Consider the following 25,937-nt stretch of genomic DNA (forward strand, 5'->3'; position numbering starts at 1 on the left):
TGAATGGGGGCATGCCCGCCGGAGCCCGACCGAGCCTGCGCACCTGGACGGTGCGCTCGCGCATCGTCGGGCTGCTCACGCTGCTGTCGCTCGTGACGGTCTTCGTCGCCGGCGGCGTCGCGTACGTCGTCGAGCGCAGCCGCGTGCTCGAGCAGATCGACCGCAACCTCGAGGCGGCGCTCGACGCGGGCGGCTTCACGGTCGCGCAGCAGGAGTGGGAGTCGGCCGACCAGGCGCTGCAGGCGATCGTGCAGCGCCTGGCGCCCGACGACAACACCGGCACGCTCGGCATCGTCGACGGCAGCGCCGCCTGGAAGCCGGGCGTGCAGACCGACGTGCAGCTCGAGGCGCTGCCGGGCTTCGTCGAGCGCATCGTCGCCGAGACGGCCGGCGGCGAGATCGTGATGGGCACCTACGCGCAGGACGGCCGCACCGTGCGCTACCTCTCAGCCCCCGTCATCATCGGCGAGCCGGCCGCGGGCGAGCCGCCGAGCGCGGTGTTCGTCACCGGCTACGACGTCGCCGCCGAGCTGGCCGAGCTCGACGAGGCCGCCCGGGTGTTCTCGCTCACGGCCCTGCTCGCGACCGCGGCGACCTTCGTCATCGGCCTGCTCGTCTCCGGCCGGCTGCTGCGGCCCATCCGCCGCATGCGCGAGGTCGCCGAGCGCTCCTCCGAGGCGAGCCTCACGGAGCGCATCCCCGTGGGCGACAGCCGCGACGACGTCTCGCAGCTCGCGGTCACCGTGAACGGCATGCTCGACCGGCTCGGCGGCGCGCTCGACAGCCAGCGCGACCTGCTGCGCGACGTGGGCCACGAGCTGAAGACCCCCATCACGATCGTCCGCGGCCACCTCGAGCTCGTCGACGAGCACGACCCGGCCGAGGTCGCCGAGACGCGCGCGCTCGTCATCGACGAGCTCGACCGCATGGCGCGGCTGGTCGACGACCTGCGGGCCGCCGCGCGGCTGCGCGACGCCGACGCCTTCGCGATCCGCGAGACCGACCTGGCCGCGCTCACCGAGCAGATCGCGATGAAGGCCCGCGGCGTCGAGGGCGCGGCGCTCGAGGAGCGCGTCGAAGCCGCGCCCGTGCTCGCCCGGCTCGACCCGGGCCGCATCACGCAGGCGATGCTGCAGCTCGTCGCCAACGCCGCCCGGCACGCGCAGGGCCCGATCGCGATCGGCTCGCGGCAGCGCGGCCGCGACGTCGAGCTCTTCGTGCGCGACCGCGGGCCGGGCGTGCCCGACGAGCTGAAGGCGGTCATCTTCGAGCGCTTCCGCCGCGGGGTCGCCGAGGGCCGCGGCGACGACGGCTCCGGCCTCGGGCTCGCGATCGTCGCGCTCATCGCCGAGCGGCACGGCGGCAGGGCGTGGGTGGCGGATGCGGGCGCCGGCTCCGAGTTCGTCCTCACGCTGCCGGGCACGGACGTCGCGCCGCCGGCGCAGGGCGCCGCCGCGGCGCCCGTCGCGCCCCCGCCCGTCGCGCCGCACCCGGCTCGCCCCGGTGCCGCAGCGCATCCGACCCCCGCCGCGCCGACCGGGGCCGCCCGCCCGGGTGCCCCGTCGCATCCGCCCGCCGACCCCGCCGCGGCCGCCGCGGCCCCCGAGGAGCAGCCATGGCATCGATCCTGATCGCCGAGGACGAGGCGCGCATCGCCGCGTTCGTCGAGAAGGGGCTCACCGCCGCCGGCTACTCGACGCGCGTCGCACCGACGGGCACCGAGGCGCTCGACCTCGCCCTCACCGACGAGTTCGACCTGCTCGTGCTCGACATCGGGCTGCCCGGCATGGACGGCTTCGAGGTGCTCTCGCAGCTGCGCGGCTCGGGCTCGACGATGCCGGTCATCATCCTCACCGCGCGCGCCGGCGGCGCCGACACCGTCGCGGGGCTCGAGGGCGGCGCCGACGACTACATGCCCAAGCCCTTCCGCTTCGACGAGCTGCTCGCGCGCGTGCGGCTGCGGATGGCCTCCAACGGCTCGGCCGCCCACGCCGCGGCCGCGCTCGCGCACCAGGGGCTCGAGCTCGACATCCGCACGCGCCGGGCCAGGGTCGACGGGCGCGAGGTCGACCTGTCGGGGCGCGAGTTCGCGCTCGCGGAGGAGCTCGTGCGCAACGCCGGCCAGGTGCTCTCGCGCGAGCAGCTGCTCAGCCGCGTCTGGGGCTACGACTTCGACCCGGGCTCCAACGTCGTCGACGTGTACGTGCGCTACCTGCGCAACAAGCTCGGCGCCGACCGCATCGAGACGGTGCGCGGCATGGGCTACCGGCTGGTCTAGCCGCTCGGCGTCGCCCCGCTCAGCGCGCGGCGACCCGGGCGAGCTCGAGCGCCCGGTCGAGCAGCAGCTCGGCGGTACCGGGGGCGCGCTCGGCGGCACGGATGCCGTGGCCGAGCAGGTGCAGCACCGTGAGCGCCGTCGTGTGCGGGTCGCGCAGCCAGCGGTCGGCGGCCGCGTCGGCGATGGCCCGCAGCTGCGCGGCGTCGCCGTCGCGCCCGGCCGCCTGGTTGCGGGCGGCGCTCGCGGTCGCGTGGCCGATGAAGGCGGCGCTGTCGTCGGCCGGGTCGCCGAGGCCGGCGGTGTCGACGTCGATCACCGACGACACCTCGCCGCCGTCGAAGAAGAGCTGGCCGATGTGCAGGTCGCCGTGCACGACCCGCGGCGGACCCTCGCGCCGCACGTGCTCGAGCACCGCGGGCAGCAGCCGCTGCGCGTCGGAGGCGCGCCCCGGCAGCCCGCCGGCCATGCGGTCGACGTGCCAGTCGACGCGCGAGCCGACCGACGCGCGCGCGATGCGCCGCGTCTCGACCGTCAGCAGCCGCTCGCGCAGCGCGTCGACCGCGTCGAGCAGCTCGCCCGCCGGCATCCGCGCCGCGGCGACGGGCCCCGGCGTGCCGGTCGCGTCGCGCACGACGACGACCCCAGCGGGGCTCCAGTGCGCCACCTCGGGCGCCGGCACGCCCGCGGCGCGGCACGCCTCGTGGATCGCCGCCAGATCCTCGGCCTCGCCCGGCCGCACGACCTTCACGAACAGGTGCACGCCGTGCTGCGTGAGCCGCACGACCGCGCGCCGGCCCGGTCGGTACGCGAGCACCTTCGCCTCGACGGGGCCGCTGCTGTCGGCGGCGGCAGAGATGCGGGCGATGCGCTCGGGGTCGACCGCGGTGCGCAGCGCGGGCAGGCGCGGGTCGAGCGGATGCTTCCAGATGCGGGCGACGACGACGCCGTCGCGCGAGCGGATCACGAAGCCCGTCTCGACGGGCACCGCCTGCTTCGAGCTGTCGACGAACCACTCGCCTGCGTGCTCACCGCTGTCGACCGTGAAGCGCGCGATGCTGCCCTCTCCGAAGGGCTCGACGGCGATGAGGCGACCGGCGACGCCGATCGCCTTCTCCAGCAGCCGCTGCTCCAGCACGGCTCCATCGTTCCAGTTCCGGGCTGGGACGCGCCCGTCCGCGTCCACAGGACGACGCGGATCCGTCCCGGCGCGTCAGCCTCTCGAACGCGCTGCGTCAGTCGTGCGCGTCGCCCGGGTCGCTCGCGCGCCCGTCGAGCAGCCGCGCCCGCAGCGGGCCGAACACGCGGTCGAGCACCTCGAGCGCCTCGCGGTCGAGGTCGCCGAGGAACAGCTCCTCGACGTGCCGAGCGTGCACGGGCCGCGCCTTGCGCAGCCTGGTGCGCCCCGCGTCCGTGAGCACCGCATCCGTGCCGCGCCGGTCGGCGGGGCAGGGCTCCCGCGAGACGAGGTCCGCCTTCTCGAGCGCCGCGACGCGGTACGTGAGCCGGCCAGGGGCGAACGCGAGCGCGCGTGCCAGGTCGCCCATGCGCATCCGCCCCTCCTCGGCCTCCGAGAGCACGAGCAGCACGTTGAAGTCGCCGAGGTCCATGTCGGCCGACTCCTTCAGGCGCCGCTCGAGCTCGTTCTCGAGCAGGCGCGACCCCTCGAAGTACCCGCGCCACGCCCGCGGCGCGAGGCCGCTCGTCACGCGTGCCCCAGCATCTGCTCGAACGACACGAACGCCTCGCCCGACTCGTCGAACGGGTCGGCCTCGCGGCGCCGCGGCAGCGCCACCATGAGGTCGGCGAGCTCGCGGCCCTCGCGGGCGATGCGCCGGTCGAGGCCGGAGTCGGAGCCCCAGTCCTCCGAGGCGGCGAAGACGCCCGTCGGCACGACCTGCGCCTTGAGGTAGGCGAACATGGGCCGCATCGCGGTGTCCATCACCATCGAGTGGCGCGCCGAGCCGCCGGTCGCGCCGAGCGCCGTCGGGATCGACGCGAGCTGGCCCTCCTCGATCACGTCGAAGAACGACTTGAACAGCCCCGAGTACGACATGTTGAAGGTCGGGGTGACGGCGATGATCGCCTCCGCGTCGACCACCTCGGCGATCGCCGCGGCGAGCGCCTCGGACGGGTTGTGCGTGAGCATGTGGCTCGCGATGTCCTGCGCGAGCGGCCGCAGCACCACGTCGACCGCCTCCGAGTGCTGGCCGTGGTCGGCGAGCGCCTTGAGCGTCGCGTCGCGCAGGCGGTCGGCGAGCAGCTTCGTGCTCGACGGCTCCCCGAGGCCCGCCGAGACGACGGCGATGCGCGGCTTCGTCATGCGACCTCCCGCCCCTCGCTGCCGCGGGCGCCGCCCGGCTCGCCGGCCTGCCGCGCGATCGCGGCTCCGGTGTCGAGGTCTCCGCGCGCGCCCTGCTCGCGCCAGGCGCTGCCCTGCTCGCCGAGCTGCGTGCCCGCCTCGCGGGCCGCGGCGACGCGCGCGGCGTGGGTCGGCGCATCCGGCACGCCCGCCTGCCGCACGCTGTCGAACTCGCGGCGCAGCACCGGCACGACCTCGGTGCCGAGGATCTCGATCTGCTCGAGCACCTCCTCGAGCGGCAGGCCGGCGTGGTCGACCAGGAACATCTGGCGCTGGTAGTCGCCGGCGTAGTCGCGGAACGCGAGCGTCTTCTCGATGACCTGCTCGGGCGTGCCGACGGTGAGCGGCGTCGCCTCGGTGAACTCCTCGAGGCTCGGCCCGTGGCCGTACACCGGCGCGACGTCGAAGAACGGCCGGAACCGCTCCTTCGCCTCGCGCTCGGTCGGCTTCATGAACACCTGGCCGCCGAGGCCGACGATCGCCTGCTCGGGCTCGCCGTGGCCGTAGTGCGCGAAGCGCGAGCGGTACAGGCGCACCATGCGCTCGGTGTGCTCCTTGTTCCAGAAGATGTTGTTGTGGAAGAAGCCGTCGCCGTAGTACGCGGCCTGCTCGGCGATCTGCGGCGAGCGGATCGAGCCGTGCCACACGAACGGCGCGACGCCGTCGAGCGGGGCGGGCGTCGAGGTGTAGCCCGTGAGCGGCGTGCGGTGCTTGCCCTGCCAGTTGACGACGGGCTCGTGCCAGAGCTTGCGCAGCAGCGCGTAGTTCTCGATCGCGAGCTCGATGCCGTCGCGGATGTCCTTGCCGAACCACGGGTAGACGGGGCCGGTGTTGCCGCGGCCGAGCGTGAGGTCGACGCGGCCCTCGCTCAGGTGCTGCAGCATCGCGAAGTCCTCGGCGATCTTCACCGGGTCGTTCGTCGTGATGAGCGTCGTCGCGGTCGAGAGGATGAGCCGCTCGGTCTTCGCGGCGATGTAGCCGAGCGTCGTGGTGGGGGAGGAGGAGAAGAACGGCGGGTTGTGGTGCTCGCCCGCGGCGAAGACGTCGAGACCGACCTCCTCGGCCTTCTGGGCCATGGCGACCCACCCCTGGATGCGCTCGTGCTCGGTGGGCGTGCGACCGGTGGTCGGGTCCTCGGTGATGTCGCTGACCGAGAAGATGCCGAACTGCATGCTGCTCATGGGGTGTCCTTCCGTCACGGGCAATTCTTTCAAATCTGAACGACTTGTGCAACGGTGCCGTCCCCCAGGCTATTCCCTGTGCCTCGACGCGCCCCGAGCGTCGTCCGTCAACCGGCTCAGTGCGTGTCCGGCCGGACTATCCGGCCGCAGGCGCGCGGAGCCGGTTGGCCGACGGTGCGCCCCGAGCGTCGCCCGAACTAGGGTCGAGGCATGCGAGCGGATGCGGTGGGCCAGCGCGTGGCGGACGTCGCGGTCGTGGGCCTCGGCGCGATCGGCTCGAGCGCGGCCTGGCGCCTGGCGGCGCGCGGCCTCGTCGTGGTCGGCATCGAGCAGCACGAGCCCGGCCACCCGTGGGGCGGCTCGCACGGGCGCACGCGACTGTTCCGCGTCGCCTGCCTGGAGCACCCGGGCCTCGTGCCCATCGCCCGACGCGCGCGGGAGCTCTGGCGCGAGCTGGAGGCCACGAGCGACGAGCAGCTGCTGCTCGACACCGGCGGCATCATGATCGGCCAGCCGGGCTCGCGCATCATCGAGGGCACGCTCGCCGCCGCCGCGGCGCACGGCCTGCCGGTCGAGCGGCTCGACGCCGACGAGCTCGCCCGCCGGCTCCCGGGCCACGCGCGGCTCGATCCGGGCGACGTGGGCCTGTGGGATCCGGAGGCCGGGGTGCTGCGGCCCGAGGCGGCGATCGTCGCCGCCGTCGACGCGGCGCGCGCGGCCGGCGCCACCATCCGCACGGGCGAGCGCGTGCTCGCGATCGAGCCCGACGCATCCGGCGCCACCGTGCGCCTCGCCGGCGGCGACGTGCGCGCGCGCCGGGTGGTGGTCGCGGCCGGGCCCTGGCTGCCGCAGCTCGTGCCGGGCCTCGCGATCACGCCCCACCGCGTGGTCATGAGCTGGTTCCGGGCGCGCGAGGGCGGCGACGCGTCGATCGAGCGCATCCCGCTCTTCATCCGCTCGGTGCCGGGGCGCGACGCGTGGATCTGGGGCCACGGCGCGCTCGCGGGCGACCTCGCGAAGGTCGGCCCCGAGTTCGACGGGCCCTTCGAGGCCGACGACCCCGACGCGATCGACCGCGAGATCCACGCGGGCGAGACCGACGGCATCCGTGACCTCGTCGCCGCGACCTTCCCCGACCTCGAGCCCGAGCCCGCCGAGCTGACGACCTGCATCATGGCCCACACGCCCGACGGGCAGTTCGTCGTCGGGCCGACGGATGCGTCGGACCGGGTGGTCGTCGCCGGCGGCTGCTCGGGGCACTCGTTCAAGCACGCCTCGGCGCTCGGCGAGCTCGCCGCCCAGCTCGCCGTCGACGAGCCGCCGTTCACGGAGATCGGGTTCCTGGACCCTCGTCGGTGACGCCCTCCGCGGCGTCGGCGGGGGAGCGCTGCGCGCGGCTCAGCAGCACGAACGGCACCGCCACGGCCGAGAGCGCGCCGCTCAGCAGCAGTGAGAGGCCGTAGCCGCCGAGGTCGGCGCTGCGGCCGAGGAGCGGCTGGAACGCCGAGCTGCCCGCCGAGCCGAGCAGCGAGTCGAACGAGAGCACGGTGGCCCGCTGCTTCGACGGGATCATGTCGTTGAGGTAGGCGCGGTGCACCGGGTCGTCGATCGCCGTCATCACGCCCCAGACGGCGACGAGCGCCACCGCGACCCAGAAGTCCTGCACGAGGCCGAGCGCGAGCAGCACCGCCGTGCTCGTGGCGGCGGCGAGCAGGATCGTGCTCGTGCGCCGCGCGAACAGGCGCCGCACGAGCGGTGCGATCGCGCCGCCGAGCATCGCCGCGCCCGAGAGCAGCGCGGCGGCGAGGCCCGCGATCGAGTAGGCCTCGGGATCGCCCCAGAGCTCGAGCAGGTGCGGCTGCAGGGCGTAGAAGACGTAGAAGCCGACGCCGGCCGTGAAGGGGCTCGCGAGCAGCAGCCACCGCACCGGTGCGCGCGCGAGCCCGTGGCGCCAGGAGGCGACGAGCACGGCGCGCGTCGCCCGCACCGGGCCCACGCCGCGCTCGGGTGCGAAGCCCAGGTCGCGCATGAGCAGCGCCGCGACGGCGAGCATGACCACGAGCACCCCGGCGCGCACCAGGAACGGCACGCCGAGGTCGGTCAGCTGCGCGATGACGCCGCCGAGCACCGAGCCCGCGAGCATCGCGGCGCCGCTCACGACGAGCGAGCGGCCGAACACCGCCTCGAGGCTGCCGCGGTAGCCGGTCGCCTCGAGCGCGTCGACGAGCCACGCGTCGACCGCGCCCGTGAAGAAGGTGAAGCCCAGGCCCAGCAGCACCGAGACCGCCGCCCACGCCCAGAAGGGCGCCTGCCAGAGCCACATCAGCCAGTAGAGCGTGGTCGTCGCGGCGAGCGTCGCCGTGCCGAGCAGGTAGGAGGCGCGGCGGCCGAGCGTGTCGGCGACGACGCCGGTGGGGATCTCGAAGACGAGCACGCCGACCGTGTAGAACGCGTTGGCCGCGAACGCCTCGAGGTTGGTCAGGCCCGCGTCGAGCAGGAACAGCGTGTTGATGCCCCAGATGAACGACGCGGCGAGCGTGTTCCCGAGCACGAGCACGTAGTAGGTGCCCTGCACGCGGCGCGGGCTGGGCAGCGCGCCGGATGCGGTCATGGCGCAAGCGTGGCACGGGCGGCGGTGCCTCACTAGCCGCGTGCGTGCGCGTGCACGCGCGTGCACGCGATAGCGACCGAACCTCAGAGCGCGTGTGCAGGCAGGTCGCTATCGTTGCCGACTTCGCGCCGGCGCCCTCCGCCGCGCCCTCGCACGCAGGCCGACACGCACGAGAAGAGACGACACGCACATGACGCATCACCATGCCCCCATGCCGCCCGGCAGCCCTGCCGCCGCGGGCGCATCCGACCCCGTCGCCGACACGGCCGCTGCCCCCGACACCGGCGAGCTCCGCCGGCTCGAGGTCGACGACGTGCTCGTCGTGAAGACGAGCCGCGTGAAGACCGCCATCACCGGCACGGTCGTCGGCAACTTCATGGAGTGGTTCGACTTCGGCATCTACGGCTACCTCGCCGTGACGATGACCGCCGTCTTCACCGCCGGCATGGACGAGGGCCTGGGCCTGCTGGTCGTGCTGCTCGGCTTCGCGATCTCGTTCCTCGTGCGCCCGCTCGGCGGCCTCGTGCTCGGGCCGCTCGGCGACCGCATCGGCCGCCAGAAGGTGCTCTTCTTCACCATGGCGATGATGGCGCTCGCGACCGCGCTCATCGGCGTGCTGCCGACCGCCGCGCAGATCGGCGCCTGGGCGATCCTGCCGCTCTACGTGCTGAAGATGCTGCAGGGCTTCTCGACCGGCGGCGAGTACGCCGGCGCCACGACCTACGTCTCGGAGTTCTCGCCCGACCGCTCCCGCGGCTTCTGGTCGTCGTGGCTCGACGCCGGCTCGTACATCGGCTTCGCCGCCGGCGCATCGGTCGTCGCCATCACGACCGGCATCGTCGAGGCGATCTCGGGCCCCGACGCGATGGTCGAGTACGGCTGGCGCATCCCCTTCCTCATCGCCATCCCGCTCGGCATCGTCGCCATCTGGTTCCGCTCCCGCATCCCCGAGACGCCCGCCTACGAGGTCGCGCACGAGGCCGAGCAGCGCGAGCACCTCGAGGGCCCGCTCGCCCGCCACGGGATCGTCGGCATCGTGCGCCACCACTGGCGCGAGATCCTCATCGCCATGGCGATCGTCGCCGCGACCAACACCGCCGGCTACGCGCTCACCTCGTACATGCCCACGTACCTCGAGACGACCGTCGGCACGAGCGGCCTCACCGCGGCGCTCGCGACCGTGCCGGTGCTCATCGTGATGGCGGCGTGCCTGCCGCTGCTCGGCCGCCTCTCCGACCGGGTCGGCCGCAAGCCCGTCTACCTGGCCGCGGCCGCCGCATCGGTGCTGCTCATCCTGCCCGCGTTCGCGATCATGCAGCTCGGCCAGCTGTGGGCCGTGATGATCGCGCTCGTGATGGTCGCGGTGCCGGTGGCGCTCTGGGTGGGCATCTCGGCGGCGTCGCTGCCCGCGATGTTCCCGACCGCGTCGCGGTTCGGCGCGATGGCGATCGCCTACAACCTGTCGGTGTCGCTCTTCGGCGGCACGACGCCGCTCTTCAGCCAGGCGCTCATCGACCTGACCGGCAACGAGTTCATGCCCGCCTTCTACATCTCGTTCTTCGGCGTGCTCGGCGGCATCGCGGTGCTCGGCATGCGCGAGACCGCGAAGCGGCCGCTCGTCGGCTCGGTGCCGACGGTCGAGACGCGCGACGAGGCGGTCGAGCTCGTGCGCGGGCAGGACGACAACCCGCTGATCGACACCACCTCGATGCCGCTCGTCGACGCGTCCGCCCCCGAGCCGGAGCCCGCGGGCACTCGCAGCTAGCGCCCGCGCCCGCCGCTACCGGTCGCCGGGCGCCGGCTCGGCGGGCGCGGCGGCGGGCGGCGCGTGGTCGTCGCGCGCACCCGCGCGCGGTCCGCGCAGCCGCTCGAGCGCATCCATCAGGTGGTAGATCACGAGCGTCGCGACCGTGCCGAGCACGATGCCCTCGAAGACGAGCTCGCCGGCGGTGAGCGTGTAGTTGGCGATCGCGACGATGAGGCCGACGCCCGCGGCGAACTGGTTGCGCGGGATCGAGAAGTCGACGCGGTTCTCGATCCAGATGCGCACGCCGATGATGCCGATGAGGCCGTAGAGGGCGGTCGTCACGCCGCCGAGCACGCCCGCGGGCACGGCGAAGATCACGGCGCCGACCTTGGGCGAGAGGCCCAGCAGGATCGCGGCGATCGCCGCGACCCAGTAGGCGGCGGTCGAGAAGACGCGCGTGGCGCTCATCACGCCGATGTTCTCGCCGTAGGTCGTGGTCGCCGAGCCGCCGAAGAGGCCTGCGAGCACGGTCGCGCCGCCGTCGGCCATGAGCGCACGGCCGGCGAGCGGGTCGAGGTCGCGGTCGAGCAGCTGCCCGACGCCCTTCACGTGGCCGAGGTTCTCGGCGATGAGCGGCAGCACGACGGGCACGAACAGCAGCAGGGCCGGCAGCAGCGCAGGGTCGAGGGTCGGCATCTGGAACTCGGGGAGCCCGATCCACGCGGCCTCCTCGACGCCCGACCAGTCGATGCCGCCCGTGGCCGCGGCGACGGCATAGCCGACCACCACGCCGACGAGGATCGCGAGCCGGCCGATCAGGCCGCGGAAGAGCACCGCGGTGACGATGATGGCGCCGAGCGTGACGACCGACAGCAGCGGGTCGGCGAGGAAGCTGTCGCGCGCGGCGGGCGCGAGGTTGAAGCCGATGAGCGCGACGATCGTGCCCGAGACGACCGGCGGCATGAGCGCGGCGATCCAGCGGGTGCCGGCCAGGTGCACGATGAGGCCGACGAGCGCGAGCAGCGCGCCGACGAGCACGATGCCGGCGAGCGCGAAGCCCTGCCCGCCGATCGCGGTCGCGGCGCCGATCGGCGCGAGGAACGCGAACGACGAGCCGAGGTAGCTCGGCAGGCGGTTGCCCGTCACGAGCAGGAACAGGATCGTGCCGATGCCCGAGAAGAGCAGCGTCGTCGAGGGCGGGAAGCCGGTGATGATCGGCACGAGGAACGTGGCGCCGAACATCGCGACGACGTGCTGCATGCCGAGGCCGATCGTGCGGCCCCAGCCGAGGCGCTCCTCGGGCAGGACGATGTCGGATGCGTCGAGTCGGCTCTCGTCGCGGCGGTGCCAGGTGGGCATGCGGCTCCTCGGTTCGGGTGTGCGGGTGCGGGGTGGGGCTGCGGGCCGCCTCCCGGATCGTACGGCAGTGCCGCGCGCGGCCGGGCGGCGGTACGGTCGACGCGTGGTCGAGCACATCAGCGTGCGGGGCGCGCGCGAGAACAACCTGCGGGGCGTCGACGTCGACATCCCGAAGCGGCAGCTGACGGTCTTCACCGGCGTCTCGGGGTCGGGCAAGTCGAGCCTCGTGTTCGGCACGATCGCGGCCGAGTCGCGCCGCCTCATCGACGAGACGTACGACGCGTTCGTGCAGGGCTTCATGCCGCCGGCGCCGCAGCCCGACGCCGACAGCCTCGAGGGCCTGACGGCGGCGATCCTCGTCGGGCAGGAGCAGATGGGCGCCAACTCGCGCTCCACCGTGGGCACGGCGACGGATGCGTACACGATGCTCCGCATCCTGTGGTCGCGGGTGGGCGAGCCCCGGCTCGAGTCGTCGGTGCTCTTCTCGTTCAACGACCCGCGCGGCATGTGCCCGGCGTGCGAGGGGCTCGGACGGGTGTCGACGATCGATGTCGACGTGATCGTCGACCGCTCGAAGAGCCTCAACGAGGGCGCGATCGACTTCCCCAACTACGCCGTCGGCGGCTGGTACTGGAAGCTCTACGCCGAGTCGGGCCTGCTCGACCCCGACAAGCGCATCGCCGACTACTCCGACGACGAGCTGCGGCTGTTCCTGCACGGCGAGGAGCGCAAGGTCGACTTCGCGGGCTTCACCAGGACCTACGAGGGCCTCATCCCCAAGCTCACGAAGAGCGTGTTCGTCAAGGACGTCGACTCGATGAAGCCGACGCTGCGCGGCATCGTCGAGCGCGCCGCCACCTTCGAGGCGTGCCCCGAGTGCGACGGCACGCGGCTCAACGCGGCGGCGCGCGAGGTGCGGGTGCAGGGCGTCACGATCGCCGAGGCGACCGCGATGCAGCTCACCGACCTCGCGCCGTTCGTCGCCGCGATCCCGCCCGAGGCGGGCGGCGCCGCGACCGCGCCGCTGCGGGCGAAGCTCGTCGACCTGCTCGAGACCTTCGATGCGATCGGGCTCGGCTACCTCTCGCTCGACCGCCCCGCCGGCAGCCTCTCGGGCGGCGAGGCGCAGCGCACCAAGATGGTGCGCCACATGGGCTCGGCGCTCACCGACGTCACCTACGTCTTCGACGAGCCGACCGCGGGCCTGCACCCGCACGACGTCGAGCGCATGAACGGCCTGCTGCAGCGCCTGCGCGACAAGGGCAACACCGTGCTCGTCGTCGAGCACAAGCCCGAGGTGATGGCGATCGCCGACCGGGTCGTCGACCTCGGCCCCGGCGCCGGCATCCACGGCGGCACCGTGGTCTTCGAGGGCACCTTCGCCGAGCTGCGCGCCTCCGGCACGCGCACCGGCGAGCACCTCGAGCACCGGCAGCAGCTGAAGGCCGAGGTGCGCACGCCGTCCGGCCGGCTCGAGATCCGCGGCGCGCGCGAGCACAACCTGCGCGGCGTCGACGTGGATGTGCCGACCGGCGTCCTCGTGGCCGTCACAGGCGTCGCGGGGTCGGGCAAGTCGTCGCTCATCCACGGCTCGCTGCCGCGAGACGGCGTCGCGTTCGTCGACCAGGCGGCGATCAAGGGCTCGCGGCGATCGAACCCGGCCACCTACACGGGCATCCTCGAGCCCATCCGGAAGGCCTTCGCATCCGCCAACGGCGTGAAGCCGGCGCTGTTCAGCGCCAACTCCGCGGGCGCGTGCCCCGAGTGCAAGGGCCTCGGGGTCATCTACTCCGACCTCGCCTTCATGGCGGGCGTCGTCACGGAGTGCGAGCTGTGCGGCGGCCGCCGCTTCACGGCCGAGGTGCTCGAGTACGAGCTGCGCGGCGCGTCGATCGGCGACGTGCTCGACATGTCGGTCGAGGAGGCGCAGCGGTTCTTCACCGAGCGGCAGGTGCAGCCGATGCTCGGCCGCCTCGTCGACGTGGGGCTCGGCTACATCCGCCTCGGCCAGACGCTCACGACGCTCTCGGGCGGCGAGCGGCAGCGGCTGAAGCTCGCGATCGAGATGGGCACGACCGCGGCGGTCATCGTGCTCGACGAGCCGACGACCGGCCTGCACATGGCCGACGTCGACAACCTCATCGGCCTGCTCGACCGCATCGTCGACGCCGGTCGCACGGTGATCGTGATCGAGCACAACCTCGACGTCGTCTCGCGCGCCGACTGGCTCATCGACCTGGGGCCGGGCGCGGGCGCGCAGGGCGGCGCTGTCGTCTTCGAGGGCACGCCGGCGGCGCTCGCGGCCGACCCGGGCGACTCGCTCACGGGCCGCCACCTGGCGAGGCGGCTCGCGCCGGCGTGAGCCCGCACCCTCACCCGCGCCCCGCAGCCGCGGCGGTCACCTCCCGCACGACCGCGGCGACCGCATCCGGCCGGTCGTCGGCGATGTAGTGCCCGGCGCCCGCCGCCGTCGAGACCCGCAGGTCGTCGGCCGTGCCGCGCCAAGGGCCCAGGGAGGCCTCGTCGAGGATCGGATCCTTGCCGGCGAGCACGATGCGCGTCGGCACGGCGAGGTGCCGGCCGTCCCACGGCCCGCGCGCGATGGCGGCCATGCCGGGCAGCACGAGCTGCCGGTAGATGGCCGAGAGCGCGTGCGCCGACGCGGGCTGCCGCCAGAAGGCGAGGTACCGGTCGCGGTCGGCGTCGTCGAAGGTGCGCTCGGGCCAGTCGAGCATGAAGGACACGGCGCGCTGCCGGCCGCCGCGCACGGCGAGCGGGCCGACGCCGGGCGCCGCGAGCACGGGCTGGAACCACAGCCGCCACACGTGCCGCAGCATGCCGGCGGTGGGGCGGCTCCACGGGTGGGGCGAGCCGAGCGCGACGAGCGCGCGCAGCCGCTCGGGGTGGTCGAACGCGATGCGCCAGCCCATGAAGCCGCTGTAGTCGTGCGTGACGAGCGTCGGCCGCTCGAGCTCGAGGGCGTCGAGCATCGCGAGCACGTCGCGCGTCTGCGTGTCGAGGTCGTAGCCGCCGGCCGGGGCGGATGTCCACCCGCAGCCGCGCAGGTCGGGTGCGATGACGCGGTGGTCGGCCGCGAGCAGCGGGATGACCCCCTGCCACTCGTACCAGTGCTGCGGCGAGCCGTGCAGCAGGAGCACGGGCGGGGCATCGGCCGGTCCCGCCTCGGCCACGTGCACGTCGACGTCGCCGGCGCGGATCCGGCGGTGCGTGACGCCCGCCACCTCGGGCATGAGTGCCGCTGTCTGGGCTTCCATGGCCGAACGCTACTACGATCGTAGTGAACGCGCCACTACCTCTGTAGTAACCTGCCCAGTCATGAGCACCACGCGCGATCGGGTCGTCGCGGCGGCCATCGAGCTGCTCGGGACCGAGGGGGCGCGAGCCCTCACGCACCGGCGCGTCGACGAGCGCGCCGGCCTGCCGGAAGGATCGACCTCCAACCACTTCCGCACTCGGGCGGCGCTCGTGGAGGGCGCCTCGGACGGGCTGGTCGCGGCCGAGATGCAAGGGCTGCGCGCGATGCGCGTCGAGAGCGCCGACGACCTCGTCGAGCAGTCGGCGCAGCTCATCGAGCTCGTCACGGGCCCCCTGCGGATCGCGACCGCGGCCCGCCACGTGCTCTTCCTCGAGGCGGCCCACGACGCGCGGCTGCGGGAGCGCATCAGCGCGTCGCGCGCCGGCTACGTCGCCGTCGTCGAGGGCGCGCTGCGCGACCTCGGCGCGCCCGAGCCCGAGCGCGCGGCCGAGGCGCTGATGGCCGCGAGCGAGGGCATCATCCTCCACCGCATCGCCCGCGGCGACGCATCCGACCCCCGGCCGGCGCTCGCGATCGTCGTGCGGGGTGCGCTCGGCTGACGGCGGGCGGTGCAGGGGCGGCGCCGGGATCGCCGTCGTAGACTCCGCACCATGCCGCAGTTCACCGCGATCCGGGAGGAGTCGACGTTCGTCGACCTCCAGGGCGTGACGATCCATCGCTACCGCTGGCGGCCGGGCAGGCCGAAGGCGGTCGTGCTCATCGCGCACGGCCTCGGCGAGCACGCGCTGCGCTACGAGCACGTCGCGCAGCGGCTCGTGCAGGCCGGCTACGCGGTGTGGGCCATCGATCAGCGCGGCCACGGCGCCACCGGCGTCACGCAGCACGGCGGCGACCTCGAGCGACTGGGCCGCCTCGGCCCGGGCGGGATGCGCGCGGTCGTCGGCGACCTCGTGCACGTGCTCAAGCAGATCCGGGCCGAGCACCCGGGCCTGCCCGTCGCCGTGCTCGGCCACTCGTGGGGCTCGCTGTCGACGCAGATCCTGCTCAACGGCTACAGCGACCTCGTCGACGCCGCGATCCTGAGCGGCACCGCCTACCGCATGCCCGGCTCGATGAACCCGGGCGACCTCAACGCCCGCCACGCGCACCTGGGCGACACCGGCTACGAGTGGATCTCGCGCGACCCGGCTGTCGTCGCGGCGTTCGCCGAGGATCCGCTGACGTTCCCGGCGAAGGTGCTGCCGCTCTTCGGCGTCGCCGACGGCCTGCGCCTCTACGGCGTCCCCAAGCGGATCGACCCGCCCATCCCGATGCTCATCGCCGGCGGCTCCGACGACTCGATGGCCGGGCCCAAGTCGCTGCGGCGGCTCGGCGACGCCTACCGCTCGCGCGGCGGCCTCACCGACGTCACCGTCACGGTCTACCCGGGCGCGCGGCACGAGATCCTCAACGAGATCAACCGCGCGAAGGTGCTCGACGACATCGTCGCCTGGCTCGACGCGCGCCTGCTGCCTGCCTGACGGGCGCCGGCTGGCCGGGTGCCGCACCCCCGCGGGTGCGCCCGCCGCTTCACCGACCCCTCCCACCGACACCGACCCGGTGCACCGGGTCGGTGTCGGTGCAACGGGTCGGCGGGGGCGCCGGGCCACGACCGCACGGCGTGCGCCCGACCGACCGCCGCCTAGGCTGGAGCGCATGCACGGCGAGTACAAGGTCCCCGGCGGCAAGCTCGTGGTCGTCGACCTCGAGGAGCAGGACGGCCGCATCGCCGGCTTCCGCCTCGCGGGCGACTTCTTCCTCGAGCCCGACGACGCGCTCGGCGCGATCGACGCCGCGGTGAACGGCCTGCCCGTCACCGCGACCGCCGTCGAGATCGGCGAGGCGATCAAGGCCGGCCTGCCCGAGGGGGCCGTGCTGCTCGGCTTCACCCCCGAGTCGGTCGGGGTCGCGATCCGCCGGGCGCTGCAGCACGCGAGCTCGTTCAGCGACTACGAGTGGACGATCATCGACGACGAGCCGCGGCTGCCGATCGTGCACGTCGCGCTCGACGAGGTGCTCACCGAGGAGGTCGGGGCGGGCCGCCGCGGACCGACGCTGCGATTCTGGAACCTCGCCGGCCCGGCCGTCTACCTCGGCTCGTTCCAGTCGTTCAAGAACGAGGTCGACCCTGAGAACGCCGAGCGCCACGGCATCCCCGTGCTCCGCCGCATCACGGGCGGCGGCGCCATGTTCTCCGAGCCCGACAACGCGATCACCTACTCGCTCTACGTGCCCGGCGACCTCGTGCAGGGCATGAGCTTCCAGGACTCCTACGCGTTCCTGGATGCGTGGGTTATCGAGGCGCTGAAGGGGCTCGGCATCGACGCGTTCTACGCGCCGCTCAACGACATCACGTCGGCGAAGGGCAAGATCGGCGGCGCCGCTCAGAAGCGGCTCGCCGGCGGCGCTGTGCTGCACCACGCGACGATGTCGTACGACATCGACGCCGACAAGATGACCGAGGTGCTCCGCATCGGCCGCGAGAAGCTCTCCGACAAGGGGACGACGAGCGCGAAGAAGCGCGTCGACCCGCTGAAGTCGCAGACGGGCATGGGCAAGGCCGAGGTGCAGGAGGCGCTGAAGGGCACCTTCCGCAAGCTCTACGGCGGCACCGACGGCGCGCTCACCGACGCCGAGCTCGCGACCGCGACCGAGCGCATCCGCACCAAGTTCGACACCCAGGAGTGGCTGCACCGCGTGCCGTGAGGTTCACCGCCTGCTCGCGAGCGCGACCGCGAGCGCGATGCGATCGGCCGCGACGAGGGCGTCGAGGCCGGCCACGGCGTGCACACGCGCGAGCCGCTTGCGCACGGTGTTCGCGTGGACGAACAGTGCGGCGGCGGCCTCCTGCACCGATGCGTCATGGGCGACGAACGCCTCGATCGTCTCGATGAGCCGCGCGTGGTGCCGCTGGTCGTAGGCCTCGAGCGGCGCCAGCACGTGCGAGCGGAAGGGCCCGAGCTGCTCGTCGGTGAGGCGCTGCAGCAGCCCCTCCCACGATGCGAGCTCGCGGGGGCCGGTCACCGCGCCGCTGCGCAGGCCGAGCCGGTGCGCCACGATCGCCTCGCGGATCGCGCCGACGAGCCCGCGCACATCGGCTGGGCCGCTCCAGCCCGCCGCTCCGCCGGCCGATGCGAGCGCCTGCTCGAGGTCGTAGGGCCGCAGGATCGCGATCGTGAGATCGCCCACCGTGCCGACGAGCGTCGCGCCGCGATCGGGCACGACCTCCGAACGGCTCGCGATGACCGACCACTCCTCCCCGCCCACGGCCTCGAGCAGCGGTAGGAGCACCGCGGCGCTCGCGAGCCCGCGGCGGACGGCGTCGATCAGCGCGCCGACGGAGTGCTGCTCGCTCACCCGGGCGTCGAAGCGCGCTCGCTCGGCCGCGATCCGCTCGGTGATCGACACGAACGCGACCGAGGGCGGCACGACGAGCACCGCCAGGCCGGCCCGGTTCGCCGCCGCGACCAGCGCATCGGGCACGGCGTCGGCGCCCGCGCCGATCGCGAATCCCACCGCCGCGGGGCCGGTCGGTGCGATCGCGGCGACGAATGCCGCGCAGTCGCGGGGCGTGCGCAGCGACATCCCCGTGGTGAGCACGAGCTCGCCGCCCTGCAGGTAGGGGCTCGGGTCGAGCAGCTCGGTCGTGATCGCCCAGCGGATGCCGCGGTCGAGCCCCACCGGGCTGCCGATGAGCCGCAGGTCGATGCCGCCCCAGGCGAGCGCGTCCGCGACCGCGATGCGAGCGGATGCGGTGGCTGGGGCGTGCATGTCGGCGACGCTATTGCTCGACCGTGTCACGAACGTTTCCGGGCCGTTGCAGCCCGGTGGAGCCTCCTCCACCCCGTCGCCCCTGACGGCGTCCGGTGCACCACACTTCGCGCTGCCGAAACACGATCGTGACGTGCAGGCGGTGCGATGGGTGCACTCCCGGAAGGAGCACCCCATGACCACCACCGCCAGCAGGCCCGAGGCGATCGTCCCCGAGCCCGACGACGCGCAGCCCGTGCGCATCGACACCGACTACCCGTTGACGCGCGTGCCGCTCTCCGCCCGCCAGGGCTGGTTCGGCGTGCTCGTCGTCGTCGCAGGATTCCTCTTCTTCACTCCGACCATGGTCACCGGCGGCGCCGTCGCGGGTGCCTTCGGCTTCGCCGGCTTCGTCGGCATCGCGATCGTCGCCTCGATCGTGCTCGCGCTCTACGTGGCCACGCTCGGTGCCGTGAGCGCCCGCACCGGCCTCTCGACCGTGCTGCTCGCCCGCCTCGTCCTGGGCCGCGTCGGCGGCAAGTGGGCGTCGATCGTGCTCGGCGGCACGCAGATCGGCTGGTACGGCATCACGGTCGGCATCTTCGCGAACCTGCTCGCGACCGCGCTCGGCTGGGACGTCACGTGGCCGCTGGCCATCTTCGGCGGCCTGCTGATGGCGACGACGGCCTATTGGGGCTTCAAGGGCATCGAGATCCTCTCGTGGGTGTCAGTGCCGCTCATGCTCGGACTCTGCTTCTGGGTGATGGGGCTCTCGGTCGGCGAGGTCGGCGGCTGGGCCAACCTGTGGGCCACCGAGGGTGATGCCTCCATCGCGCCCGGGATGGCGCTCACCATGATGATCGGGACCTTCATCTCGGGCGGCACGCAGATCGGCAACTGGACCCGCTTCTCGAAGAAGGCGGGAACCGCGTTCCTCACCTGCCTCGGCGTCGTCGTGGTGATCGAGTTCGCCCTGCTGTTCTTCGGCGGGATCGGCGCGATCGCGTTCGCGGAGCCCGACTTCACCAACCTGCTGCTCGGGCTCGGGCTGGCACTGCTCGCGGTGTTCATGCTGGTCTTCAACCTCTGGACGACGAACGACAACGCCGCCTACGCCTTCGGCGTCGCGGGCGCCGAGCTCTTCGGCGTCGCGAACAAGCGCCCGTTCATCATCGGCGGGGTCGTGATCGGCATCGCGCTCGCGGTCACGAACGCGGCGGATGCGATGACCGGCTTCCTCGTGCTGCTCGGCACCGTGATCCCGCCGCTCGGCGGCGCCGTGATCGGCACGTTCCTGTTCACGTGGCGGCTGCGGGATCCCGGCACGCACCTCGGCACGGTGCCCGCGTTCCAGTGGGCCGGCATCGCCGCCTACCTCGCCGGCACCGCCGCGGCGTTCTTCGGATCGTTCACCGGCATCGGCAGTCCTGCCCTGCAGGGCATCATCGTGGCCATCCTCGCCGTGCCCGTCGCCAGCGCGATCGCCCGCGCGGTCCGCAAGCCCGTCGCGACCGGAGCGGCCGCCTGATGGGCACCCTCATCCGCGGCGGCGACGTCGTCACGATGGATGCGTCGACCGGGTCGCGCGCGGTGCGTCGCGACATCCGGATCGCCGACGGCACGATCGTCGCGATGGCGCCCGCCCTCGAGGCGCAGCCGGGCGACGAGGTGATCGATGCGTCGGGGCTGCTGATCTCGCCCGGCTTCGTGAACGCGCACACCCACTCGTGGGAGTACCTCTACAAGGGCCGCTACGACAACCTGCCCCTCGAGCTGTGGATGCTGCTGTCGTACCCGATCCTCGGCGGCTCGCCGCTGACGCCCGACGTCATCCGGCTGCGCACCCTGCTGTTCGCGATGGAGTCGATGAAGAACGGCGTGACGACCCTCGTCGACGACGTGCTCGAGACGCCCGGCCAGGATGCGGCCCAGCTCGCGGCGGTCGTCGACGCGTACGAGGCGATCGGCATCCGCGCCAACGTCTCGGGCCACATCATCAACCGTCCGTTCGTCGACACGCTGCCGTTCGTCGTCGGCTGGCTGCCGGAGGACGTCGTGCGGCAGGTGCGGGCGCAGCAGGTGCTGACCGCCTCCGAGTACCTCGACTTCTCGAGGCAGGCGTTCGCGGCGCACCACGGCCGGGCCGACGGCCGCCTGCGCTACATGGTGGCGCCCTCCGGTCCGCAGCGCTGCACCGACGACCTGCTCGTGGGCGCCAACGCGCTCGCCCAGGAGTTCGACGCCGAGATGCACATCCACGTGCTCGAGACGAAGACGCAGGCGGTCACGGGGACGGAGCTCTACGGCCGCTCGCTCGTGCAGCACCTCGACGAGATCGGTGCGCTGTCGCGCAACACCACGTTCGCGCACGGCATCTGGGTGGACGACGAGGACATCGCGCGCATTGCGGCGAAGCACGTCTCGGTCTCGCACAACGCGATCTCGAACCTCAAGCTCGGCTCGGGCATCCTGCCGTGGCGCGACTACCACCGCCACGGGGTCAACCTCGGCCTGGGCACGGACGGCTGCTCGTCGAGCGACACCCCGCGGCTCATGGAGGTCATGAAGATGGCCGCGCTGCTGCACAAGGTGACGGAGCCCGACTTCGATGCCTGGCCGACGGTCGACGAGGTGCTCACGGCAGCGACGATCGGCGGAGCCCGCTCCGCGGTGCTCGACCACGCCGTCGGGTCGCTCGAGGTCGGCAAGCGAGCCGACCTCACGATGTTCGACACCAGCACGCTCGCGTTCCTGCCCAGGAACACGCTCGAGAACCACCTCGTCTACAGCGAGAACGGGTCGTCGATCGTGCGCGTCATGGTCGACGGCGTCGTCACGGTCGAGCACGGACGCCTGACCCTCATCGACGAGGATGCGGTGATCGCCGAGTTCCTCGCGGTGGCCGACCGCATCCGGGAGGAGCAGGACCGGCTCGACCGGATCAACCGCGTCTTCGTGCCCGCGTTCGCCCGGATGCACGCCGAGACGGCGCGGCGCGACGTCGGGGTGAACCGCTGGACGGGAGATGAGCGGTCCTGGCTGGCGGGGGCGCTCGCTCACTGACACCACCGCGATGCGCGGCGTCCGTCCGGTCGCCGCGCATCGCGGCTGTGAGGTTCTGGACACCTCGGATGCCTAGGCTTGGAACCACCATGGACTTCTCGCTCGAATTCACGCCCGACCTCATCGCGGTCTTCCTCACCCTGTTCGTGCTCGAGATCGTCCTCGGCGTCGACAACGTGATCTTCATCTCGATCCTCGCCTCGAAGCTCCCGAAGGAGCAGCAGGCGCGGGCGCGCAACCTCGGCCTCACGCTCGCGATGGTCATGCGCGTGGGACTCGTGCTGCTCGCCGGCTGGATCATCACCCTCAACGACGACCTCTTCACGCTCTTCGGCATGGGCTTCTCCGGCCGCGAGCTGATCCTCATCGCCGGCGGCGCGTTCCTGCTCTACAAGGCGGTGCACGAGATCCACCTGAAGCTCGAGGGCGAGGAGGAGCACGCCTCCTCCGCGGTGAAGGCCACCTTCGGCGCGGTGCTCGCGCAGATCCTGCTCATGGACCTCGTCTTCTCGCTCGACTCGGTCATCACCGCCGTCGGCATGACGAGCAACATGCTCGTCATCATCACCGCGGTGCTGCTGTCGTTCGGCATCCTGCTGTTCTCGGCGAAGTACATCTTCGAGTTCGTGAACCGCCACCCGACGGTGAAGATGCTCGCGCTGTCGTTCCTGCTGCTCATCGGCGTCTTCCTCATCGCCGACGGCTTCGGCATCCACATCGACAAGGCCCTCATCTACGGCCCGATGGCGTTCGCGGTGCTCGTCGAGGGGCTCAACCTCTGGGCCGCGTCGCGCCGCGCGAAGCGCAAGGGCAAGCAGGTCGAGCCCGTGCACCTGCACGACACCCTGCACGAGCAGGCCGACGGGGCCGCGGCTCCCGAGGCGCCCGCCGCCGAGTCGCGCTGACGCCCTTGTCGGCGGCGGGGCCGCCGGGGTTGGATGGGTCGCATGACCGAGCCCGCATCGCACGACGTCCACGTGGTGGTCGGCGACGACTCCGACCGCTCCCGCTACGAGGCCCACATCGGCGACCGGCTCGCCGGCGTGCTCTCGTACGCCGATGACGCCGACGGCAACCGCGTGCTGCAGCACACGGTCGTCGGCGACGCGTTCGGCGGCCACGGCGTGGGCAGCGCGCTCGCGCGCTTCGCGATGCAGGACGCGACGGATGCCGGCCGCATGATCGTGCCGCAGTGCACGTTCGTGCAGGGCTGGCTGGGCAAGCACCCCGAGCACCAGTCGCTCGTCGCCCACCCCTACGTGCCCTCGCCGCCCACGGCGTAGCCTGCTGCTCGCTGGTCGAGCCGCGCGGCGGAGCCGCGCGAGTCGAGACCACACCGCCTCCCCAGCGCTCCCTCCGCTGGTCGAGCCGCGCGTCGCAGCCGCGCGAGTCGAGACCACCCCGCCTCCCAGCGCCGTGCCGTACCATGGACCCCAGCCGGTCACCCGGCCGCGCGGATGTAGTTCAATGGCAGAACTTCAGCTTCCCAAGCTGATAGCGCGGGTTCGATTCCCGTCATCCGCTCCTCAGGACCCCGCCGCAGGCGGGGTCCTTCGTCGCTCCTGCCGGGAACCGAACGGTCGAGCGGCCTGCGGCCGCGCTGGTCGGACCTCGCGGAGCCCCACCGGGCCTCCGCGCCCGTCATCCGCTCCTCAGGACCCCGCCGCAGGCGGGGTCCTTCGTCGCTCCTGCCGGGAATCGAACGGTCGAGCGGCCTGCGGCCGCGCTGGTCGGATCACCCGGAGCCCCACCGGGCCTCCGCGCCCGTCATCCGCTCCACGAGACCCCGCCTGAGGCGGGGTCTTCGCCGTTCAGGCGCTCATGCGACGCCCCATCTACCCTCGACCTGTGATCCAGACGAGCAGCCTCGAGACCCCGACGCCCGACGGAGGCCGCCGATGACCGCCACCGCGAAGCCCCGCCGCAGCCCCGGCCGCGCGTTCTTCATCGTCGCCGCGATCCTCGTCGTCATCGCGGCGCTCCTCGTCGTCGCCGAGCTCGTCGCGCGGCAGATGGTGCCCGGCGTCATCCGCTCCACCGTCGTCGAGCAGCTGCAGCTGCCCGCCGACCACCCGGTCGACGTCGAGGTCGACGGCATCCTGCTGCCGCAGCTCGTCGCCGGCTCGCTCGCCGAGGTGCGGCTCGCCTCCGAGGACGTCACCGTGGGCTCGTTCAGCGGCGACGTCGCCGCCGAGCTGCAGGACGTGCCGATCCGCGCCGACCGCGCCGCGGCCGGCGGCACCGCCGACGTGCGGATGACGACCGAGCAGCTGCGCGCCCTGCTGTCGACGATCGACGGCTTCCCCGCCGAGACGATCGAGCTCGACGAGCCGAACGTGACGGCATCGACCGAGGTCGACGTGCTCGGCGCGGCCATCCCGCTCGGCATCGTGCTCGAGCCGGGCGCCGCCGAGGGCGACCTGGTGCTCTCGCCCGTCTCGGGCAGCATCGCCGACGCCACCGTCACCGCCGACCAGCTGCGCCAGCAGTTCGGCGGCCTGCTCGAGCCGCTGCTGCAGGACCGCAGCGTCTGCATCGCCTCCTCGGTGCCCGCCGCCCTCACCCTGCAATCGGTCGAGGTGGTCGGCGACGAGGTCGTGGCCGGCTTCGACATCGACGGCGGCATCATCGACGATCCCGAGCTGCAGGCGAACGGCACCTGCTGACCGCGAAGGCCCGTCAGAGCGCGAAGCCCGCGGGCGCCTCCGCGAGCGAGACGCTGTTGCCGTCCGGGTCGACGATCGTCACGTGGTGCACGCCGTTGGCGTACCGCTCCGCGTGCTCGGGCCGCACGCCGGCGGCGGCGAGCCGCTCGAGCATGGCGTCGAGCCCGCGCACCGCGATCGTGACCGTGCACGCGCCCGCCCGCGCCGGCCGCTCGTCGACGACGAGCCACGCATCCGCCCCGATCCGCCACAGCGCCTCCTCGCCCGCCATCGCGTCGGAGGGGCGCCCGAGGAGCGTCTCGTACCAGCGCATGCCCGCCGCCCGGTCGCGCACGCACGCGATCGCCAGCAGCTCGTCGAACCCCTCGCCCACGCTGTCCATGCCGGAACGCTAGCCCCGCGCGACATGCGGGCGAAACCTCCCATCTGCCACGGTTGAGGCATGGAGCAGTCGCCGATCACCGTCGCCATCGAGCGCACCGTCGACCCGAGCATGGAGCGCTACGCGCAGGCGTGGGTGCAGCACGGTGTCGCGCTCGCGACGCTCTTCCCGGGCTTCCTCGGCGCCGGCTGGGTGCGCGAGGAGCCCGGCAGCGTGCGCTGGCACATGATCTACCGGTTCGCCGACCGGGCGACGCTCGAGGCGTGGGAGCGCAGCGTCGAGCGCGCGCAATGGATCTCGGCGGGCGCGAGCTTCGCCCGCGAGTCGCGCGTCGAGCGCCGCACCGGCATCGAGGGCTGGTTCGACGCGCCGGAGGGCGTGGTGCTGCAGGACGACGCCCGCGTCGAGATCCGGCAGTCGACGCCCGCACCGCCCGTGTGGAAGCAGATGATCGTCGTCTGGCTCGCGTTCTTCCCCATGAACGTGCTCGTCACGTTCCTGCTCGGGCTCATCCCCGGCTTCGCCGAGCTCGCGCTGCCGCTGCGGCTGCTGATCTCGACCGTGATCCTGACGCCGATCATGGTCGGGCTCATCCTGCCGTTCATCACGCGGCTCGCGGCGCCCTGGCTGCACCCGCGGGCGCGGCCCGGCAGCTAGCGGCTCACTCCGGGGCGGGCACGTCCGGCACGGTCAGCGGCGCGAGCACGCCGAGCTCGAGCCAGAGGAGCGGCGCGATGACCGCGAGCGCGGCGGTCAGCAGCAGCGTCAGCACCACGACGACGTACTGCACGCGCCGCCGCCCGTGCGAGATGCGCCGGAACCCCCACGCGATAGGGATGCCGACGAGCGAGACCATGAGCGCGATCGTCGGCGCGACCCAGTGCGGGATGGACGCGAGCACCGCGAGCCCGGCGATGCCGGCCGCGATCGGCCACATGCGCGGCTCGCGCTCGCCGGACGCGCCCTGCTCGGGCGGCGCGTCCCACGGCGGCGCCGGCACGGGCACGGAGGAGGTGGCGGATGCGTCGTCCGGCCGCCGGGTCGGCCGGGCTCCGCGGGTCCACGGGGCCGCCGCCGAGGTGCCGGGCTGCTCGGGCGCGCCCCCGCCGCCGGCGCCGCGCGCGGCCGGATGCCCCGGCGGCGCCCACCGCCGGGCGTCCTCGTCGTGTCCAGCCACGGCTCCATGCTCCCACCGCGCCAGGTGATCGGCCCGCCGCGTGCGCGA

Annotated in this window: 24 protein-coding genes and 1 tRNA gene; 15 read left to right on the plus strand and 10 right to left on the minus strand. The window is 73.2% G+C overall.

Going from position 1 to position 25,937, the window contains the following annotated elements:
- Positions 1-11: 11 nt before the first annotated feature.
- Both MU522_RS05870 and MU522_RS05875 read left to right on the plus strand, forming a co-directional pair.
- On the plus strand, positions 12-1,631 hold the full coding sequence (locus tag MU522_RS05870) for a HAMP domain-containing sensor histidine kinase (RefSeq protein WP_246993183.1): 1,620 nt from the start codon (positions 12-14) through the stop codon (positions 1,629-1,631).
- Positions 1,616-2,278, plus strand: a complete 663-nt coding sequence (locus MU522_RS05875) for a response regulator transcription factor (protein ID WP_128189329.1) — start codon at positions 1,616-1,618, stop codon at positions 2,276-2,278. The genes MU522_RS05870 and MU522_RS05875 overlap by 16 nt, the downstream gene beginning before the upstream one ends.
- A 19-nt stretch (positions 2,279-2,297) precedes the next feature.
- Here the strand turns inward: MU522_RS05875 and MU522_RS05880 are convergent, their stop codons facing one another.
- The 4 genes from MU522_RS05880 to MU522_RS05895 all read right to left on the minus strand — a co-directional run bounded on the left by MU522_RS05880 (position 2,298) and on the right by MU522_RS05895 (position 5,809).
- Positions 2,298-3,413 (minus strand): phosphotransferase, encoded by a 1,116-nt coding sequence (locus MU522_RS05880; RefSeq protein WP_246993184.1) that lies wholly within the window; start codon positions 3,411-3,413, stop codon positions 2,298-2,300.
- Between the two features lie 97 nt (positions 3,414-3,510).
- Positions 3,511-3,984 carry a MarR family transcriptional regulator gene (locus MU522_RS05885; protein WP_246993185.1) on the minus strand — a complete coding sequence of 158 codons (474 nt, stop codon included), beginning with the start codon at positions 3,982-3,984 and terminating at the stop codon, positions 3,511-3,513.
- The gene (locus tag MU522_RS05890; protein WP_146355840.1) at positions 3,981-4,598 is read right to left on the minus strand and encodes a CE1759 family FMN reductase; all 618 of its coding nucleotides are present in this window, start codon (positions 4,596-4,598) and stop codon (positions 3,981-3,983) included. Before MU522_RS05890 ends, MU522_RS05885 begins: the two co-directional genes overlap by 4 nt.
- A complete protein-coding gene (locus tag MU522_RS05895; protein WP_246993470.1) occupies positions 4,595-5,809 on the minus strand; it encodes an LLM class flavin-dependent oxidoreductase in 1,215 nt (404 codons plus the stop codon). Before MU522_RS05895 ends, MU522_RS05890 begins: the two co-directional genes overlap by 4 nt.
- Before the next feature lie 219 nt (positions 5,810-6,028).
- Here MU522_RS05895 and solA point away from each other — a divergent pair, with 219 nt between their 5' ends.
- Complete coding sequence (gene solA, locus MU522_RS05900) at positions 6,029-7,177, plus strand: N-methyl-L-tryptophan oxidase (RefSeq protein ID WP_246993187.1); 1,149 nt, start codon at positions 6,029-6,031, stop codon at positions 7,175-7,177.
- Here solA and MU522_RS05905 read toward each other — a convergent pair.
- Positions 7,143-8,429, minus strand: a complete 1,287-nt coding sequence (locus tag MU522_RS05905) for an MFS transporter (protein ID WP_246993190.1) — start codon at positions 8,427-8,429, stop codon at positions 7,143-7,145. The genes solA and MU522_RS05905 overlap by 35 nt on opposite strands.
- Before the next feature lie 211 nt (positions 8,430-8,640).
- Here MU522_RS05905 and MU522_RS05910 point away from each other — a divergent pair, with 211 nt between their 5' ends.
- Positions 8,641-10,194: an MFS transporter gene (locus tag MU522_RS05910; protein WP_246993192.1), complete on the plus strand. Its 1,554-nt coding sequence runs from the start codon at positions 8,641-8,643 to the stop codon at positions 10,192-10,194.
- Positions 10,195-10,209: 15 nt separating this feature from the next.
- Here the strand turns inward: MU522_RS05910 and MU522_RS05915 are convergent, their stop codons facing one another.
- Positions 10,210-11,535: a solute carrier family 23 protein gene (locus tag MU522_RS05915; protein ID WP_246993194.1), complete on the minus strand. Its 1,326-nt coding sequence runs from the start codon at positions 11,533-11,535 to the stop codon at positions 10,210-10,212.
- Positions 11,536-11,638: 103 nt separating this feature from the next.
- On the opposite strand from MU522_RS05915, the gene MU522_RS05920 reads away from it, so the two are divergent.
- Complete coding sequence (locus MU522_RS05920) at positions 11,639-13,897, plus strand: excinuclease ABC subunit UvrA (protein WP_246993196.1); 2,259 nt, start codon at positions 11,639-11,641, stop codon at positions 13,895-13,897.
- Between the two features lie 10 nt (positions 13,898-13,907).
- On the opposite strand, the gene MU522_RS05925 is transcribed toward MU522_RS05920, so the two are convergent.
- Complete coding sequence (locus MU522_RS05925) at positions 13,908-14,810, minus strand: alpha/beta hydrolase (RefSeq protein WP_246993197.1); 903 nt, start codon at positions 14,808-14,810, stop codon at positions 13,908-13,910.
- Between the two features lie 61 nt (positions 14,811-14,871).
- Between MU522_RS05925 and MU522_RS05930 the strand changes: the two genes are divergently transcribed.
- The 3 genes from MU522_RS05930 to MU522_RS05940 all read left to right on the plus strand — a co-directional run bounded on the left by MU522_RS05930 (position 14,872) and on the right by MU522_RS05940 (position 17,557).
- Positions 14,872-15,411 carry a TetR family transcriptional regulator gene (locus tag MU522_RS05930; RefSeq protein WP_246993199.1) on the plus strand — a complete coding sequence of 180 codons (540 nt, stop codon included), beginning with the start codon at positions 14,872-14,874 and terminating at the stop codon, positions 15,409-15,411.
- 51 nt (positions 15,412-15,462) lie between these two features.
- Positions 15,463-16,332 carry an alpha/beta hydrolase gene (locus MU522_RS05935; RefSeq protein ID WP_128189320.1) on the plus strand — a complete coding sequence of 290 codons (870 nt, stop codon included), beginning with the start codon at positions 15,463-15,465 and terminating at the stop codon, positions 16,330-16,332.
- Between the two features lie 175 nt (positions 16,333-16,507).
- Positions 16,508-17,557: a biotin/lipoate A/B protein ligase family protein gene (locus MU522_RS05940; RefSeq protein ID WP_128189319.1), complete on the plus strand. Its 1,050-nt coding sequence runs from the start codon at positions 16,508-16,510 to the stop codon at positions 17,555-17,557.
- A gap of 3 nt (positions 17,558-17,560) precedes the next feature.
- On the opposite strand, the gene MU522_RS05945 is transcribed toward MU522_RS05940, so the two are convergent.
- Positions 17,561-18,622, minus strand: coding sequence for a PucR family transcriptional regulator (locus MU522_RS05945; protein WP_281440028.1), 1,062 nt, complete (start codon positions 18,620-18,622; stop codon positions 17,561-17,563).
- A gap of 175 nt (positions 18,623-18,797) precedes the next feature.
- On the opposite strand from MU522_RS05945, the gene MU522_RS05950 reads away from it, so the two are divergent.
- The 6 genes from MU522_RS05950 to MU522_RS05975 all read left to right on the plus strand — a co-directional run bounded on the left by MU522_RS05950 (position 18,798) and on the right by MU522_RS05975 (position 24,330).
- Positions 18,798-20,129: a cytosine permease gene (locus MU522_RS05950; protein WP_128189317.1), complete on the plus strand. Its 1,332-nt coding sequence runs from the start codon at positions 18,798-18,800 to the stop codon at positions 20,127-20,129.
- Positions 20,129-21,664: an amidohydrolase family protein gene (locus tag MU522_RS05955; RefSeq protein ID WP_246993201.1), complete on the plus strand. Its 1,536-nt coding sequence runs from the start codon at positions 20,129-20,131 to the stop codon at positions 21,662-21,664. Before MU522_RS05950 ends, MU522_RS05955 begins: the two co-directional genes overlap by 1 nt.
- A gap of 89 nt (positions 21,665-21,753) precedes the next feature.
- Positions 21,754-22,569: a TerC family protein gene (locus MU522_RS05960; protein ID WP_246993204.1), complete on the plus strand. Its 816-nt coding sequence runs from the start codon at positions 21,754-21,756 to the stop codon at positions 22,567-22,569.
- A 42-nt stretch (positions 22,570-22,611) separates the two neighbouring features.
- Positions 22,612-22,947 carry a GNAT family N-acetyltransferase gene (locus tag MU522_RS05965; RefSeq protein ID WP_246993205.1) on the plus strand — a complete coding sequence of 112 codons (336 nt, stop codon included), beginning with the start codon at positions 22,612-22,614 and terminating at the stop codon, positions 22,945-22,947.
- A gap of 170 nt (positions 22,948-23,117) precedes the next feature.
- A tRNA-Gly gene (locus MU522_RS05970) sits at positions 23,118-23,188 on the plus strand.
- 374 nt (positions 23,189-23,562) lie between these two features.
- On the plus strand, positions 23,563-24,330 hold the full coding sequence (locus MU522_RS05975; protein ID WP_246993207.1) for a DUF2993 domain-containing protein: 768 nt from the start codon (positions 23,563-23,565) through the stop codon (positions 24,328-24,330).
- Positions 24,331-24,343: 13 nt separating this feature from the next.
- On the opposite strand, the gene MU522_RS05980 is transcribed toward MU522_RS05975, so the two are convergent.
- Positions 24,344-24,712 carry a VOC family protein gene (locus MU522_RS05980; protein ID WP_246993209.1) on the minus strand — a complete coding sequence of 123 codons (369 nt, stop codon included), beginning with the start codon at positions 24,710-24,712 and terminating at the stop codon, positions 24,344-24,346.
- A gap of 60 nt (positions 24,713-24,772) precedes the next feature.
- Here MU522_RS05980 and MU522_RS05985 point away from each other — a divergent pair, with 60 nt between their 5' ends.
- Entirely contained in the window at positions 24,773-25,369 is a 597-nt protein-coding gene (locus MU522_RS05985) for an antibiotic biosynthesis monooxygenase (protein WP_246993211.1), read from the plus strand.
- Between the two features lie 4 nt (positions 25,370-25,373).
- Here MU522_RS05985 and MU522_RS05990 read toward each other — a convergent pair whose 3' ends face one another.
- Positions 25,374-25,889 (minus strand): hypothetical protein, encoded by a 516-nt coding sequence (locus tag MU522_RS05990; RefSeq protein ID WP_128189223.1) that lies wholly within the window; start codon positions 25,887-25,889, stop codon positions 25,374-25,376.
- Positions 25,890-25,937: the final 48 nt, after the last annotated feature.

It is taken from the genome of Agrococcus sp. SCSIO52902, from assembly GCF_022983135.1.
Taxonomy (GTDB): domain Bacteria; phylum Actinomycetota; class Actinomycetes; order Actinomycetales; family Microbacteriaceae; genus Agrococcus; species Agrococcus sediminis.